The following is a 14,192-nucleotide window of genomic DNA, read 5'->3' as shown; positions in this document are numbered from 1 at the left end:
GGATCGGTTCTGACTGGGTGGATCACCCGCCCGGCAAGCTGAGAAAAAGGACGCGCAATGAAGAAGTTCGTTGTTCTCTACAATGCCCCGCAATCGGCCGAATCGGCCATGGCCGACAGCACTCCCGAGGCAGCAGCCGAAGGCATGAAGCTGTGGACGGACTGGGCCACGCGGGCTGGTGACGGGATTGTTGATCTCGGCACACCCCTCGGCGCAGGCAAGATCGTTGGGAATTCCGGAGTGTCCGATGCCGAGACCGGCGTAGGCGGCTACAGCGTCCTGCAAGCGGAGGACATGGACGGAGCACTGAAGCTCCTCGAAGGCCACCCGCATTTCCTCATGGCACCGGAAGCCTCCATCCACATCTACGAACAACTCGACATCCCGGGCATGTAACGCTCGCGACAACGTGGGTCCGGGCCGAGCGCCGCATTCAGAACGCAGCGCTCGGCCCGGACCCACTGACCCGACATCAGCCGTACGATATGCACATGGCACCCTTCACAGTCACCCGCAATGCACTCATCCCCGCGGCTCCCGCGGACATCTTCCCGCTCGTCAACAACTTCCACGAATGGACCAAATGGTCTCCGTGGGAGGCGGTTGACCCCAAGCTAAGCCGCAGCTACTCGGGCACCGAATCCGGCGTCGGAGCAAAGTATGCCTGGAGCGGCAACAACAAGGCCGGCACCGGAAACATGGAGATCGTCGGCTCCGAAGAGCCCGGCAAGATCGACATCCGCCTGGAATTCACCAAGCCGATGAAGGCCGTCAACCCCACAGAATTCACCTTCGTGCCGGAAGGCGACGGCACCCGTGTCACGTGGACAATGACGGGCGAGAACAAAGGCATCGGCAAGATCTTCGCGCTGTTCATGAACATGGACAAGATGGTGGGCGGCGATTTCGAAAAGGGCCTGACCTCGCTCTCTGCGGCAGCAACCCAGAAGAACTCGTAGTCCGTCCGGGCGCAGGCCATGGCCGTCTACGTTGATCCGCCGCTGTGGCCCGCGCACGGGACAGTGTTTTCCCATCTGGTCTCGGACACATCGCTCGACGAACTGCATGCCTTTGCCAAGGCCGCGGGGATCCCTGAACGAGCCTTCGACGGCGACCACTACGACGTCCCCGAGCGCCGCTACCAGGATCTCCTGTCCGCCGGGGCCGTCCCCGTTGAGGCCCGAATTTTGGTGCGCAAGCTGATCGCGAGCGGCCTGCGCATCCCTGCCCGGGAGCGGAGCAAGGCTCTCACGGTGCCCCTGCTGGAGCGCTGGAATTCGACGCTTCCAGGACATGAAGAGCTGGGTTTCGAACTCCTGGAGCGCTGGGGTGAGGAGCACCGGAAGTACCACAGCCGCACGCATTTGCTGGCGGTCCTCGAAGCCCTGGACGTCCTCACCGACCCCGCGCTTCCGGCGCGCTCGGTTACCCTCGCCGCGTGGTTCCACGACGCCGTCTATGAAGGAGTCGCCGGACAGGACGAGGAAGAATCAGCCAAGTTGGCCGAGGACCGCCTCGCCATCGCGGGCCTTCCCGAGTCAGTCGCGGACGAAGTTGCCCGGCTCGTCAGGCTGACCTCCACGCACAGCCCCGCGCCGGACGATCATGCCGGCGCCCTCCTGTGCGACGCCGATCTCTCAATCCTCGGCGCGGAACCCGCCGCTTACGCGCGCTACCTGACGGCTGTCCGCGATGACTATGCCCACGTCAGCGATCCCGACTTTGCCGCCGGCCGGGCCGCAGTAGTCCGCCAATTGCTCGCCCTGGATCCGCTCTTCCACAGCGAGCGGGCGAAAAGCCTTTGGTTGGATGCCGCCCGACGCAACCTGGAGGCCGAACTGTCATGACCACGGCGGCGATGGTGCACCGGCAGCTCCCGTTCGCGGTGAGGTTTGAGTGGGGGCTCGACGGCGCCCGCGCCATATCGTCCGGAGCCGACCTTGCCGTTGTGGTTGACGTCCTGTCCTTCACCACGTGCGTGAGCGTCGCCGTCGACCGCGGCGCCACGGTGTTCCCTTACCCGTGGATGGATGCGAGTGCAGAGGACTTCGCAGCCCACCATGATGCCCTGTTGGCGGGTCCGAGGGGTGGCGGCGGACTGAGCCTCTCGCCGTCGAGCCTTCGCGACGCACCGGCCTTGAGTCGCGTGGTCCTGCCTTCGCCGAACGGTTCCGCGCTTGCCCATGAGCTCGCCCAGGAAGTGCCGCTCATCGCAGCAGTGTCATTGCGTAACGCTGCCGCCACCGCGGATTGGGTGGCGTCCGAACTGCCCCCTGACGCCATAGTCGCGGTGATCGCGGCCGGTGAGCGATGGCCCGGCGGTCCGCTCCGGCCCGCCGTGGAGGATCAGATCGGGGCCGGGGCCTTCATCGCCGGGCTTGCAGCCGCGGGCAGGGGTGGCTTCACCCCAGAGGACGGCAGGGAAGGTTTCTCGCCGGAGGCTGAGGCCGCGATGGCAGTATTCAACGCTGCCGAGCCCCGGCTCCGCGACGCCCTGCAAGGCTGTTCAAGCGGCCGGGAGCTGATCGGCGCAGGGTACGTCAACGACGTCGAGATCGCCGCCGAACTTGATGCCGGATTCGCTGTGGCCCTGTTGAGGGATGGTGCGTTTGGGCGGCCCTGAGGCCCACCAAGCCTGTGTGCCGGTCAGCCCCGTGTGGCTAGCCCTTGTCCTTGATCCATCCCAGGATCACGGCTTCAAGCGCCGGCTTCTTTGCCTCGAAGTCGGCGTTGTCCACGAAACGCGCAACGCGGGAGACTTCGCCGTCACCCTCGAGCAGGCCCAGTTCATCGGCGATCGACGCGCCCTGGTGGAACATCAGGGTGACGTTTTTCTTTGATCGCGGAAAGAACGAGGCAATGTTTCCCTTGTAAATGAAGGTGGGTGCCTGCCATTTGATGGCTTCGGACAAGCGGGGGTCCACGGAGAGGATGAATTCCCTGATCTGACCGACCAATTCGCGGTGCGGGTTGTCGTACTGCTGAAGCCAGGTGTCCACTTCTGGATTTCTATTGCCCATGGCAGTAACCATAAGCCTGGCCGCGGCTGCTGGAGCCCAAGACGACACCTCGTATCATGGAGGTGTGACCTCCTACCTCCAACGCAACGGTGCCGCACTCCCCCAAGCCCATCCCGACGTCGAGCATGTCCTGGCTGTACGCGGCACGGGAGGCTACCGGCAGTACCGCATCCCCGCGCTGGCCGTCTCCACGGCCGGAACAGTGCTCGCCGCGTATGACGGCCGACCGAACCTGGACGACCTGCCCAATCCGATCGACCTCCTGCTCCGGCGCAGCACGGACAACGGCCATAGCTGGGAGGAGCAGCGGGTGGTCCGCAGAGGCTCGGGACTCAACGGCTACGGCGATCCCAGCCTCCTGGTGGACGTCGTGACCGGACGGATTTTCATGTTCCACGCCGCCGGGACGCATGCCGGATTCTTCGAGGCAGTGGCCGGGCTCGAACCGGACGACGACGTGCAGCACTGCGATGTCAGCATTTCCGACGACGACGGCGTCACCTGGCAGCACCGGCGGCTCACCGCCCAGCTCAAGATAGGCCGCGGTGCCGGCGCACGCGACCCCGGCATCACGGGGATTTTCGCCGCTGCCGGGCAGGGAATCCAGGTGCACGCGGGTCCGTTCGCCGGACGCCTGGTGCAGCAGTTCGTAGTGCTCGTGGACGGCGAGATCATGGCGGCTTCCGCGTACAGCGACGACCACGGCGAGAAGTGGACGCTCGGCTCGCTGATCGGAACGGGGCCGGACGGAATCGGCCCCAACGAGAACAAAGTGGCTTGCCTCGACGACGGCGGCCTCCTGCTGCACTCGCGGGCGACACCTCGGCGCCTCATGGCCGTCTCCGACGACGGCGGCGACACGTGGAGCCCGCTGGAACCGGTGGAGGACCTCCCCGACCCGAGCGACAATGGCTCCCTTGTCCGATTCGACGGATTGCCGAGCGTAACGTCCTTAGCCGCCCCGGCCACGAACAGCTGGCTGCTCGCGAGCAACAACCAGGACACCTCGCTGCGCCGCAACACGATCCTCAGCCTGTCCAAAGACAATGGGTCCAGCTGGCCCGCCAAGCTTGTCCTGTGCGAGGGCAGCTCGGCATACTCGACCGCTGCGCGGCTTCCGGATGGCAACATCGGCGTGCTGTATGAACGGCAGGGATACCGCGAGATTGTGTTCTTATCCGTACCGGTGGAGCAGCTGACGGGGCAGCTCACCGGCGTGGCTACCGCGGCGCCCGAAGCCCAGTTCCGGCGCCAGTCTCAGCCCCAGGGCCTCGAGTTTCACATGGAACTGCGCTCCATCACCCCCGGCCGGCCCGCTGTTTGGCAGAACGCCGGCGAATTCCATGTCATATCACCTGACAACGACGGCGATTGGGACGTGCAGACCTGGAAGGAAGTCGGCCAGGGCTACTCAGCGGAGCAGGCGCAGGTCCTCGGTACGCGCGAAGCCCAGGACCTCAACTACGGGCCCATCATTCCGGGCTACAAAGCCGGGGACATCCTCGCTTTCACCGGACGGGCCCGCAACCTAGGCACCCAAGCGGCGTCCGGCGTCGTACTCTTGGGACCGCACTCCAACCCGGAGGACTTCCCGACCGCCGATCTGGCGCCGGGCGCGGAGGCGCTCTACTTCACGCCCGTGTACACGGTCACCGAGGAGGACCTGGCGCTGGACTCGCTCGAGCTGACTTTCGCCGCAACGTACGACGGCGGCACGCGGGCCGTGGAGCGCAGCTTCAGTTTCGATCTGCGCACCGGAGCTGTGACGGCTCGCTAGCGTGGCGGTTCCACCTAGAAAATCTGGCGGATGTTGGTCTTCGCGAGGTCGATCAGCTGGTCGCCACGGCCGGAGAGTACAGTCCGGATCGCGTAGAGCGTGAACCCCTTGACTTGTTCGGCGCTGATTGCAGGTGGAATGGACAGTTCTTGCCGGGCCGTGCGGACGTCGATGAGGGCCGGGCCGTCGTGCGCGAAAGCTTCAGCCAATCCCGCTTTCAGCCCGGAGGAGTCGTCCACGCGGATGCCGCGGATGCCCAGGGAGTCGGCGAGTTTAGCGAAATCCGGGTTCTCCAAGTCCGTGCCGTAGTTGACGAAGCCCGCGGCCTTCATTTCGAGCTCCACGAAGTTCAGCGAGGAGTTGTTGAAGACCACCACTTTGACCGGGAGCTTGTTCTGCACCAAGGTGATCAGCTCGCCGAGCAGCATGGTCAGCCCGCCGTCGCCGGCCAGGGCAACCACTTGGCGCCCGGGATACGCAGCCGCCGCTCCGATGCCGTGCGACAGGGCGTTGGCCATGGTTCCGTGGTTGAACGAGCCGAGAAGCCGGCGTCGGCCGTTCATGGTCAGATAGCGGGCGGCCCACACCGTCGGGGATCCGACGTCGCACGTGAATACCGCATCCGGGGCCGCCAACTCATCGACTAGCCTCCCAACGTACTGCGGATGGATGGGCTGGCCGTCCTTCGCCGGAGAGGCGAGGTCATCGAGCTTGGCGCGCGACTTCGCGTAGTGCTTGAGCGAAGCTTGGAGGTGTGTTCGTTTCGTCTTGCGCTTGATCGAAGGCAGGAGCGAGGCCGCCGTGTCCTTGACCGTGCCCACGAGTCCAAGATCGATCCTGGCGCGCCTGCCGAGCTGCTCGCCCCTGATGTCCACTTGGATGATCTTCGCGTTCTCCGGGTAGAACTGCTGGTACGGAAAGTCGGTGCCCAGCATGAGCAAGGCCTCACAGCTCTCCATAGCGCGGTAGCCGGAACTGAACCCCAAAAGGCCGGTCATGCCGACGTCGAACGGGTTGTCGTATTCGATGTGTTCCTTGCCCCGCATCGCGTGGACGATCGGCGCCCCCAACCCGTCCGCCAACGCCATGACCTCCGCGTGCGCACCCGCGGTGCCGGCACCCGCGAGGATCGTGACTTTGCCGGCCGTGTTGAGCATGTCTGCCGCCTCGACGAGCTCCTGTGGGTTGGGGCGGATCTCCGGGCGGGCGGCCCGGACCACCGCGGTCCGGTCGCTTTGCGCCTCCGCGAGGGCAACATCACCGGGAATCACGACGACGGCGACGCCCCGCTTCTCGACCGCGGTCCGCATGGCGATTTCCAGGATCCTGGGCATCTGGCTGGGATGTGCGACGTGCTCGACGTAAACGCTGCATTCCCGGAACAACTCCTGGGGATGCGTCTCCTGGAAGTACTGGCTGCCGATCTCTTCGCTCGGAATGTGCGCGGCGATGGCCAACACGGGGACCCTGGACTTGTTGGCATCGTAGAGCCCATTGATCAGATGGAGATTGCCAGGGCCGCAGGAACCGGCGCACACAGCCAACTCGTCCGTGAGACCCGCCTCGGCCGCGGCTGCCAGCGCGGCCGCTTCCTCGTGCCGGACATGGACCCACCGGATGCTCTCTTCCTCCCTCAGCGCGTCCGTGAATCCGTTCAGCGAATCTCCGGGTATCCCGTAGACGCGCTGGACATTGTTGGCTTTGAGGGTGGCGACGATGTTCTTGGCAACGGTGTTCCTGGCGGCGGACATGGACTGTTCCTTTCGAGGGGAGGCAGTGCAGACACGGCCTACGCTACTCCGGAACAGTTCGTGGTGCCTTATGCGGGGAGGCTAGCGGTAGGTGCTGACGAACGGGCGGTTGCTGGGCACGATCTGCTTGCCCAGCGGCATGAGCGATACCGGAATGAGCTTCAGGTTGGCGATGGCCAGCGGGATCCCGATAATGGTGATGGCCATGGCGAAAGCTGTAACCACGTGGCCGATCGCGATCCAAATGCCCGCAACCAGCAGCCAGATGACGTTGCCGATGAGCGGGAAGACTCCCCCGCCTCCCGGCTTGTCGACAACCATCCGTCCAAAAGGCCACAGCGTGTACGAGGCTATCCGGAACGACGCGATGCCCCACGGGATGGTGACAATCAACAAGCAGCAGACAATTCCGGCCATGAAGTACCCCAAGGCCAGAACGAAGCCGCCGAAGACGAGCCAAATGATGTTAAGCAGCGTTTTCATGTCTTCCATTGTCCCTTGCGGGATGCGGCCAAGGCCTAGGGGTTCGCCCTGAAATCCCCCTGATCTTCCGATCCCCGCTCACATATATGGCCCTTTCCCCCGACGCTCACTCACATATGAGCCCAAACGGCGGCACCCTCCTGCAGATCATCTGAAGGCGGGCGCTCTACTTTTAGCCCAAAGGTGAGCGAGCGTCACGCCGCCGCAACGCTCACTCACCTATGTTGACCTTTTGGCTGACGCTCGCTCACCTACGCGGCCCTCTTCACTGACGCCCGCTCACCTACGAGCGCCAGGGCAGGCCTTCCCCGCGGGGGCTGCGGGCCAGGGCCTACTTGCAGTTGGCGCCCAGCCAGGTTGTAACGGGAGCCATCGCTTTTTCGAACTTGCCGCTCGAGTACACGGTTTGGTCCTTCAAACCTGCGATCGCGATGTCCTTCAGGTTGGTGAAATCGGCTTTGAGCGCATCTGGGACGCGCTGAGCCGTCGCGGCGAGCTCGGCTTTGTATTGCTCCAGTTCAGCGGTCTTTCCCTGCGCCGCAGACATAGGCAGCAACGAAGCTCCCGTGGCCTGTTGCGAAATGGTGGAGCACATCTCGGCCGCCGAAGCGAAGCCTCCAAAGGGCCCCGACGACGGCGTTGGGCTTGCAGATGCGGAATCGCTCACGGAAGAGGGCGACGGCGTGCCCGCCGAGGCGGTGCCTGCCTGCGAAGAGCAGCCAGATAATGCCAAAGCGGCAAAAAAGGCGACTGGCAGGTAGCGGATAGGGCCGTTAACCCAGATTTTTCATCTGCCGCTGGTGGGCCGGCCGGGGGCGGCGTTGATCGCTGATCGGCTGTGATCTGGATTTTGGCGGGGCTGGAGTGGCCCTGGTGCCGCCGGGATCGGCGCGGATTTCCACTTCTCCGTTGGGTGTTTGTTCTGTGTCGTGGCGGTTGGAACCTTGGACCTGGCTACGTAGGCTTTGCCGGGGCGCTTTTCAGTCGCGCTGGGAGGTCTTTGATCCGGTCCAGCAGGACGGTGATGAGCTGTTTCTCCGGTGCCCTGTCTGGCAGGAGCAAGGTCCTCCGGCGGGCGCGGGTGATGATTTTCCCGGCGGTCGCGAAGAGCCGGTAGCGCCAGCGTTTGATGTCCCAGGACCTGGCGTGGTGGCCTTCCGGGAGGGCGGTGAGCTGCAGCCAGGAGGTGAGGTTCAATGCCAGGGCGGCGATGTTGGCCCAGGCCTGGTTCGCGGCGAAATCGTAGAACGGCAGCTTGCCCAGGCCGGTGTTCTTCAGGGTCTTGATCCGGTTCTCGCACCGGCCCCGGGCCCGGTGCCGGGCATCCAGGAACGGTCCGTGCCAGCGCGGTGCGTTCGTCAGGAACGCGGTGATGCGGTGCCCGTCCAGATCCAGCAGGGTCGGGGCCGCGCCGGGGTGCAGCGGCTCGGCCCGCAGGTAGATGTTCGTGCCCGGCGGGTAGTCCTTCAGCGGGATCACTTCGGTGGCGTTGATGACCCACGCGTTCGTGCGGTCGGTCCCGTGCTGGTCCAGGGCCGGTTGCCAGTACTGTTTGTCGTTGATCCAGTCGATCATGTGGGCTTTGGCTGCCGGGACCGGATACGAGACGGAGAACTGCACGCCCAAGGAGTGCAGGTGCCAGAGGAACTTCCGCGAGGCGCCGGCACTGTCGGTGCGGACCAGGATCCTCTGCCCGTCCAGCTTCCCATCGGGGAAGAAGCTCTCGGGCAACTGGGCCGTGGCGGTCTCGAAGACACGGATATGGTCATCGGCGCTGTTCGCCCCCGCGCTGCCGGGCCGCAACACGCAGGCGAGGATTTCCCCGGTGCCGTTGCCCGTGCCGTAATCGATGCTGGCGATGAACGGGGAGAAACCGTACCCGCCTTTGTACGTGCCCGCGGCCAGTTCCTTGTCACTGTGCGAGGTCACCAACGTGGCATCCAAGTCAACGATCAAGGGATCGGCGGCGGTTGCCTGGCCGCCGGGTTCGAAGTTCCCTGCAGCGTCCCAGGCCCTGGACCGCAGTTCCCGGGTCAGGGTCTCGAAGCCGTAGCTGAACAGTTCGGGGTTGGCGACGGTGCGTTCGAAAAACCGGGACACGGTCGCGTTCGAGGGCACCGGCCCGAAGATCCCGGGCGAGGAACGCAGCATGTCCAGGTCGCTGACGTGCTCGCCGCCGCCAGCGAGCATCAGGGCCAGGGAAGCGATGAGCCGGCCGGGCCGGTGTCGGGCGCCGGAAGGAGCGAACTGGCCAAGCCGGTCCTCGCAGAGTCCGCGGAAACCCAGCGCGTCGATCAATTCCGTCAGAATCTTCGTTCCGGCGTGGGACACCAGTGACTGGCCGGTGAAGCCAACCGCTGCAGCAGGGAAAAGCCGGGTAAAATGATGCATCGAAAGGGTGCTCCTCACGATCAGGAAAATATGGCGTCGAATACCACTATTTTCCCAGCTCAGAGCACCCTTTCACTGCTTTAACGCGCCACTCGCGCCAGCTGGCCACGAAAACCCCGGGTTAAAAGGTTTCACAAGGATTTTCAAAGGTCGCATTCTGCTTGATCGTCTGTCTCCGGAACCGTTCGGTCTCCAGAGTCAATGGCATTCTGTCCCCGCCGTGGAGTGTAGCCCGAACGGTCCCCGACCTTCCAAGTTGACTTCTGGCGCCCTTTGGCCCGCTTCCCTAATCCCGCACCAGCAGGGTGTCCAGCTTGGTGAACGAGGTACCCCACCCCTCGCGGGTCATTTCAACCCATTCGTCGGAGTCAAAGGGCCCTTGGGTGAGATGAAGCAGAGTGCGGTCGCCCTCCAACACCTCGAACTCAAGGCGCATTTCCAGCAGAAGCGTGATCCCGGCGTCGGGCTCTGCTTTTTGCGTGGCGACCAGCAAGGCGGGCGGATCGTAAGCGGTGATGACAGCGTCAATAGGCGATTCCTTGGGGGCGCCGTCCTCATTCCAGGTCATGACGAGCTGCCAGACGCCGCCCACCCTGGGTTCCACGACAATCCGGTCGCGCGGCGAAGCAACACCCACGGGCCCGAACCATGCGGCGAGCTGATCGGGATCCATGAATGCCTCGAAGACGAGCTCCCGTGGGGCATCGAACTCGCGGGTCATGGTGAGGATGTGCTGTTCCTTGTTCATTGCTTGACTCCTGGATCCTTTGAATCGTGCTGAATCTTGCGTAGGTGGGCATCGAGGCGGGTAAAGCTCGCATCCCAGAATCGCCTGTATGTGTCCATCCATTCGGTGGCTTCGCGCAGTGGTTCCGCTTCCAATTTGGAAGATCTCCATTGCGCATTCCGGCTCCGGCTGATCAGCCCTGCGATTTCCAGGACTTTGAGGTGCCGCGAGACGGCGGGAAGGCTGATGTCGAACGGTTCGGCGAGCTCGTTCACGGTGGCTTCACCCTCCGAAAGCCGGGCCAGAATTGCCCTTCGGGTGGGGTCGGCGAGGGCCGAGAAGATGAGACTGAGCCGATCTGTGGACATGTTTGGGGCCTCTGGATTTAACCATGCCGCTAATTAATTGATATGTTAAATATGCGACGCCGAACGACGGCTGTCAAAGGTTTCTTGCGACGCTCGCTCACTTTTGGGGGCCAATCCTCGAACCCTCGATCACATCATCTGCAGGAGCATCGCGCCAAAGGCGCTCTATAGGTGAGCGAGCGTCCAAAACGCACCAAAGGTGAGCGAGCGTTTGGGTGGGGGGCGTCAGGCTTTCGCGGCCTTGACGAAGGCACGCACGAGGTCGAGGTCCTTCACGCCACGGGACGACTCCACTCCGCTGGACACGTCAACGCCCCAGGCTTCGGCTTCCCGCGCTGCCGCTCCGACATTGGACGGGGTCAACCCTCCGGCCAACAACCATTGGCGCTCACCCAGGCCCAGTTTCCGGACTGATGAATAGTCCCACGACTCCCCCGAGCCGGGCACGGCGGCGTCGATCAGGAGCAGTTCCTCGCCCCACTCCTCGAACTCCTCCGGAGCGGCACCCATGGTGACGGCCCTGACCAGCCGCATCCCGGCGTCGTGCACGGCCTTAATATCTTCCGGCGTGCGGCTTCCGTGCAACTGGACCCATTCGAGACCGGCCTCGCGGGCGGTTGCGACGGCGTCGGCGGCGGTCTCGTGGCGGAAGACTCCGACGGCGGCGACACCTTCCGGTACATGGACCAGCAAGTCTCGGGCACGGTCGGGCGATACCTCGCGCGGACTCTTCGTCAGTACGAAACCCACGGCGTCTGCGCCGGACTCGACGGCGGCCTGCACGGATTCAGGCGTGCTCAAGCCACACACTTTGACGAACATTCCGTGCCTCCAACCGTTTATCTCCCTACGACGTTAGCAAGGGCCCCAGCGATTGTTGAACCGTGCCAAGATTGCGCCGATGTTACGCGAGCGTTCAGCCGGCCAAAGGCGGGCTCGGGCTAGGCTGGAGCATATGGAGATCATCCGTTTTGCCGAGCTCAGACCTGAACCGTGGCGCAACGGCGGCGGGGTGACCCGCGAACTGGCCAGCCATCCGAAAGCAGCATCGGCGCAGGACGGCGCGTGGGACTGGCGCGTCAGCATCGCCGACGTCGGATCGGCCGGCGATTTCTCGACGTTCCCCGGCATGGAGCGCGTCATCACAGTGATCGACGGCGAGTTGCTGCTGCTCACGGTGGCCGGCGAAGAGCACCCGTTGGAAAAGTATCGGCCCTTCCGGTTCTCGGGTGAGGCAGCCTCTTCCAGCTCACTCCCCACCGGCGACATCCGGGACCTCAACGTGATTGCCCGGGCGGGCGAATTCAAGGGTTACACGTCCATCATCGAGCTCTCGAAGAAGCGCGCGCACCCGGTGTTCGAAGGTCAGATGGCCGTCCTCTTGGAGGGCAAGGCTTCTGTCACACCCGGGGCGGAGCCTGCCGACGCCGCGGACGGTGAAGCTGAGGCCGCGCTTACCGCGTCCGAGCCAGTCGAACTCGCCCGCTACGACGCCGTAGTAGGTTCGGACACCCGCAGCCCCGAAATCCTGGGCCGTGGGTTCCTGGCCGTTATCTCGATCGACCGCGTGGAGCATGTGCACTCCTAGGTCCCAGCACTGGACATAATGCCAACGTGTGCATCCGCTGAGCCCAGCGCTGGACATGTCCCTCATGGTGACCACAACATGCCCACTCGCTGAGCCCAGCGCTGGACATGTCCCTTGGCAATGCTCGCGACTGGACATGTCCCCCCGGCAAGCCTCGCGACCGGGTGAGCCTCGCCTCCAAGCTGGCCGCCCGGCGTCGGGATTTGCTAGCCTAGAAGGAAGGCCCGCACAGGGACCTCCGGACGACGGTTCAGTACCCGGCACGCGACAAGACTGGCCAAAGGATCTGTCATGTCGTGGTTAATCCTCATTCTGTCCGGTGCCCTCGAGGCCGTCTGGGCCGCAGCCCTCCACCGTTCCAACGGCTTCCGCAAGCCGCTCCCCTCCACCATCTTCCTGGTCACCGTGATTGCGAGCACCGCGGGCCTGGCTTTCGCGATGCAATCCATCCCGACCGGCACCGCCTACGCGGTGTGGGTGGGAGTCGGTGTCGTTCTTACAGCGGCTTACGCGATGATCACCAAAGTTGAGCGCCCGACGGCGGCACGGCTGCTCCTGCTCGCCGGGATCGGTGTGTGCGTGGTCGGCTTGAAGGTGGTGGCGTAGCCATGACCCCTAAGTTTGCATGGGCCATTTTGCTGGCCTCCGCCGTACTCGAAGCTGTGTGGGCGACTGCCCTCGGACTGTCCGACGGGTTCAGCCAGGCCGCGCCCACCGTGGTCTTCACCGTGACGGCGGCCCTCAGCATGATCGGCCTCGGCCTCGCGGTGAAGCGCATTCCCCTTGGCACGGCCTACGCGGTCTGGGTCGGGATCGGCGCGGCACTGACGGTCGGCTGGGCGATGACAACCGGCGTCGAACCGGCCAGCCCGCTCAAGCTGCTGTTCATTACCGGAATCGTGGGCTGTGCGGCCGGTCTGAAGGCCCTGCCTACGGAGAAGCACGATGAGGTATCAGAACCGGCCCAACCATAAGCCCCAAGCAGGCGGAATACTCCCCCGCCCCGCGGAGTTGCCAGCAATGAGACGAACACTCGGCGAAGGAGAACCACCATGAGCCCGGAAACCACGAACGTACAGCTAGGCGACGGCCTGACCGTAAGCCCCCTCGGTTTCGGCGGGATGGCATTGACGCCCGTTTATGGCGAGGTGGATCCCGCCGAATCCCTCAAGACGCTGCACCATGCGGTGGATGCCGGGATCAGCTTCATTGACACCGCAGATATTTACGGCGCGGGCGACAACGAGGAACTGATCGGAAAACTGCTGCAGGATCGCCGCGACGAGGTCCAGTTAGCCACCAAGTTTGGAATCGTGGGCAACCCGCGCGATGGTTACACCGACGTCCGGGGAGATACCGCCTACGTGACCCAGGCGGCAGAAGCGAGCCTCCGCCGCCTGGGCACTGACGTTATTGACCTCTACTACATGCACCGCCGTGACCTCCGCGTTCCGATTGTGGAAACCGTGGAGGCCATGGCCGAGCTTGTCCGGGCAGGCAAGGTCCGGCACCTGGGCTTGTCGGAAGTGACAGCCGAGGAGCTGAGGGAGGCCAACGCCGTGCACCCGATCTCCGCCGTGCAGAGCGAGTGGTCCATCTGGAGCCGGGACGTTGAACGCAACGTCGTCCCGACTGCGGCTGAGCTTGGTGTGGGTTTCGTACCTTATTCGCCGCTTGGCCGGGGCTTTCTCACCGGAACCGTCAGCGCCGATCAACTCGGGGAGAACGATTTCCGGCACCGCATCCCCCGTTTTGCCGACGGCGCCCTCGACGCCAACCAATTGGTTGTCGCCGCGGTTCGCGCCGTCGCCGCGGAACTGTCCGAGAGCACTGGCCGGGATGCAACTCCCGCCCAGCTGGCTTTGGCCTGGCTTTTCGCCAAAGGCCGCCGCCTCCAGCTCAGCGTGGTCCCCATCCCCGGCACACGCAAGGCGCACCGGATCGACGAAAACCTCGGCGCCCTGTCCCTCCAGTTGAGTGCCGCCCAACTAGACGTGCTCGACGGCGCCGCGGACGCCGTCGTCGGCTCACGGTCCGCGGATCCCACCTGGGTTTCGCAGGGCCGCGAGTAGTCGGTAGGCCGCACG

17 protein-coding genes and 1 riboswitch are annotated in these 14,192 nt (G+C 64.4%); of the genes, 9 read left to right on the top strand and 8 right to left on the bottom strand.

Going from position 1 to position 14,192, the window contains the following annotated elements:
* Positions 1–57 precede the first annotated feature (57 nt).
* The 4 genes from OW521_RS14055 to OW521_RS14040 all read left to right on the top strand — a co-directional run bounded on the left by OW521_RS14055 (position 58) and on the right by OW521_RS14040 (position 2,623).
* Complete coding sequence (locus OW521_RS14055) at positions 58–396, top strand: hypothetical protein (RefSeq protein WP_268020249.1); 339 nt, start codon at positions 58–60, stop codon at positions 394–396.
* 95 nt (positions 397–491) lie between these two features.
* The gene (locus tag OW521_RS14050) at positions 492–959 is read left to right on the top strand and encodes an SRPBCC family protein (protein ID WP_268020248.1); all 468 of its coding nucleotides are present in this window, start codon (positions 492–494) and stop codon (positions 957–959) included.
* An 18-nt stretch (positions 960–977) separates the two neighbouring features.
* Positions 978–1,847, top strand: a complete 870-nt coding sequence (locus tag OW521_RS14045) for a DUF4031 domain-containing protein (protein WP_268020247.1) — start codon at positions 978–980, stop codon at positions 1,845–1,847.
* Positions 1,844–2,623, top strand: coding sequence for a 2-phosphosulfolactate phosphatase (locus tag OW521_RS14040; protein WP_268020246.1), 780 nt, complete (start codon positions 1,844–1,846; stop codon positions 2,621–2,623). Before OW521_RS14045 ends, OW521_RS14040 begins: the two co-directional genes overlap by 4 nt.
* A gap of 37 nt (positions 2,624–2,660) precedes the next feature.
* Here OW521_RS14040 and OW521_RS14035 read toward each other — a convergent pair whose 3' ends face one another.
* Entirely contained in the window at positions 2,661–2,999 is a 339-nt protein-coding gene (locus tag OW521_RS14035) for a DUF1801 domain-containing protein (RefSeq protein WP_268020245.1), read from the bottom strand.
* Positions 3,000–3,018: 19 nt separating this feature from the next.
* Between OW521_RS14035 and OW521_RS14030 the strand changes: the two genes are divergently transcribed.
* Positions 3,019–4,797: a sialidase family protein gene (locus OW521_RS14030; RefSeq protein ID WP_268020244.1), complete on the top strand. Its 1,779-nt coding sequence runs from the start codon at positions 3,019–3,021 to the stop codon at positions 4,795–4,797.
* Between the two features lie 14 nt (positions 4,798–4,811).
* Here the strand turns inward: OW521_RS14030 and poxB are convergent, their stop codons facing one another.
* The 7 genes from poxB to OW521_RS13995 all read right to left on the bottom strand — a co-directional run bounded on the left by poxB (position 4,812) and on the right by OW521_RS13995 (position 11,339).
* Positions 4,812–6,548: a ubiquinone-dependent pyruvate dehydrogenase gene (poxB, locus tag OW521_RS14025; RefSeq protein ID WP_268020243.1), complete on the bottom strand. Its 1,737-nt coding sequence runs from the start codon at positions 6,546–6,548 to the stop codon at positions 4,812–4,814.
* An 81-nt stretch (positions 6,549–6,629) separates the two neighbouring features.
* Positions 6,630–7,031, bottom strand: a complete 402-nt coding sequence (locus OW521_RS14020) for a YccF domain-containing protein (protein ID WP_268020242.1) — start codon at positions 7,029–7,031, stop codon at positions 6,630–6,632.
* Between the two features lie 331 nt (positions 7,032–7,362).
* Positions 7,363–7,698 carry a hypothetical protein gene (locus OW521_RS14015; protein ID WP_268020241.1) on the bottom strand — a complete coding sequence of 112 codons (336 nt, stop codon included), beginning with the start codon at positions 7,696–7,698 and terminating at the stop codon, positions 7,363–7,365.
* Between the two features lie 287 nt (positions 7,699–7,985).
* Complete coding sequence (locus tag OW521_RS14010) at positions 7,986–9,422, bottom strand: IS1380 family transposase (RefSeq protein WP_268020240.1); 1,437 nt, start codon at positions 9,420–9,422, stop codon at positions 7,986–7,988.
* 286 nt (positions 9,423–9,708) lie between these two features.
* The gene (locus OW521_RS14005) at positions 9,709–10,170 is read right to left on the bottom strand and encodes an SRPBCC family protein (RefSeq protein WP_268020239.1); all 462 of its coding nucleotides are present in this window, start codon (positions 10,168–10,170) and stop codon (positions 9,709–9,711) included.
* Positions 10,167–10,517 carry an ArsR/SmtB family transcription factor gene (locus OW521_RS14000; protein WP_268020238.1) on the bottom strand — a complete coding sequence of 117 codons (351 nt, stop codon included), beginning with the start codon at positions 10,515–10,517 and terminating at the stop codon, positions 10,167–10,169. Before OW521_RS14000 ends, OW521_RS14005 begins: the two co-directional genes overlap by 4 nt.
* Before the next feature lie 225 nt (positions 10,518–10,742).
* Entirely contained in the window at positions 10,743–11,339 is a 597-nt protein-coding gene (locus tag OW521_RS13995) for a phosphoribosylanthranilate isomerase (RefSeq protein ID WP_268020237.1), read from the bottom strand.
* A gap of 133 nt (positions 11,340–11,472) precedes the next feature.
* Here OW521_RS13995 and OW521_RS13990 point away from each other — a divergent pair, with 133 nt between their 5' ends.
* The 4 genes from OW521_RS13990 (at position 11,473) to OW521_RS13975 (ending at position 14,177) form a co-directional block, all read left to right on the top strand.
* Positions 11,473–12,105 (top strand): HutD/Ves family protein, encoded by a 633-nt coding sequence (locus OW521_RS13990; RefSeq protein WP_268020236.1) that lies wholly within the window; start codon positions 11,473–11,475, stop codon positions 12,103–12,105.
* 216 nt (positions 12,106–12,321) lie between these two features.
* A riboswitch (guanidine-III (ykkC-III) riboswitch) is annotated at positions 12,322–12,387 on the top strand.
* A 9-nt stretch (positions 12,388–12,396) separates the two neighbouring features.
* Complete coding sequence (locus OW521_RS13985; RefSeq protein WP_268020235.1) at positions 12,397–12,711, top strand: DMT family transporter; 315 nt, start codon at positions 12,397–12,399, stop codon at positions 12,709–12,711.
* A 2-nt stretch (positions 12,712–12,713) separates the two neighbouring features.
* A complete protein-coding gene (locus OW521_RS13980; protein ID WP_268020234.1) occupies positions 12,714–13,079 on the top strand; it encodes a DMT family transporter in 366 nt (121 codons plus the stop codon).
* A gap of 78 nt (positions 13,080–13,157) precedes the next feature.
* Complete coding sequence (locus tag OW521_RS13975) at positions 13,158–14,177, top strand: aldo/keto reductase (RefSeq protein ID WP_268020233.1); 1,020 nt, start codon at positions 13,158–13,160, stop codon at positions 14,175–14,177.
* The last annotated feature ends 15 nt before the right edge of the window (positions 14,178–14,192 follow it).

The sequence above is a fragment of the Arthrobacter sp. MMS18-M83 genome, assembly GCF_026683955.1.
In the GTDB taxonomy this organism is placed as follows: domain Bacteria; phylum Actinomycetota; class Actinomycetes; order Actinomycetales; family Micrococcaceae; genus Arthrobacter.
This window is presented reverse-complemented; position numbering and strand designations above follow the sequence as displayed.

Bases quoted from the DNA above. Each gene is read 5' to 3' on its own strand.
- OW521_RS14045 (WP_268020247.1), top strand. From the start codon at position 978: ATGGCCGTCTACGTTGATCCGCCGCTGTGGCCCGCGCACGGGACAGTG.
- OW521_RS14000 (WP_268020238.1), bottom strand. From the start codon at position 10,517: ATGTCCACAGATCGGCTCAGTCTCATCTTCTCGGCCCTCGCCGACCCC.
- OW521_RS14020 (WP_268020242.1), bottom strand. From the start codon at position 7,031: ATGAAAACGCTGCTTAACATCATTTGGCTCGTCTTCGGCGGCTTCGTT.
- OW521_RS14050 (WP_268020248.1), top strand. From the start codon at position 492: ATGGCACCCTTCACAGTCACCCGCAATGCACTCATCCCCGCGGCTCCC.
- OW521_RS14030 (WP_268020244.1), top strand. From the start codon at position 3,019: ATGGCAGTAACCATAAGCCTGGCCGCGGCTGCTGGAGCCCAAGACGAC.
- OW521_RS14005 (WP_268020239.1), bottom strand. From the start codon at position 10,170: ATGAACAAGGAACAGCACATCCTCACCATGACCCGCGAGTTCGATGCC.
- OW521_RS13995 (WP_268020237.1), bottom strand. From the start codon at position 11,339: ATGTTCGTCAAAGTGTGTGGCTTGAGCACGCCTGAATCCGTGCAGGCC.
- OW521_RS14010 (WP_268020240.1), bottom strand. From the start codon at position 9,422: ATGCATCATTTTACCCGGCTTTTCCCTGCTGCAGCGGTTGGCTTCACC.
- poxB (WP_268020243.1), bottom strand. From the start codon at position 6,548: ATGTCCGCCGCCAGGAACACCGTTGCCAAGAACATCGTCGCCACCCTC.
- OW521_RS13990 (WP_268020236.1), top strand. From the start codon at position 11,473: ATGGAGATCATCCGTTTTGCCGAGCTCAGACCTGAACCGTGGCGCAAC.
- OW521_RS14040 (WP_268020246.1), top strand. From the start codon at position 1,844: ATGACCACGGCGGCGATGGTGCACCGGCAGCTCCCGTTCGCGGTGAGG.
- OW521_RS13980 (WP_268020234.1), top strand. From the start codon at position 12,714: ATGACCCCTAAGTTTGCATGGGCCATTTTGCTGGCCTCCGCCGTACTC.
- OW521_RS13975 (WP_268020233.1), top strand. From the start codon at position 13,158: ATGAGCCCGGAAACCACGAACGTACAGCTAGGCGACGGCCTGACCGTA.
- OW521_RS14055 (WP_268020249.1), top strand. From the start codon at position 58: ATGAAGAAGTTCGTTGTTCTCTACAATGCCCCGCAATCGGCCGAATCG.
- OW521_RS13985 (WP_268020235.1), top strand. From the start codon at position 12,397: ATGTCGTGGTTAATCCTCATTCTGTCCGGTGCCCTCGAGGCCGTCTGG.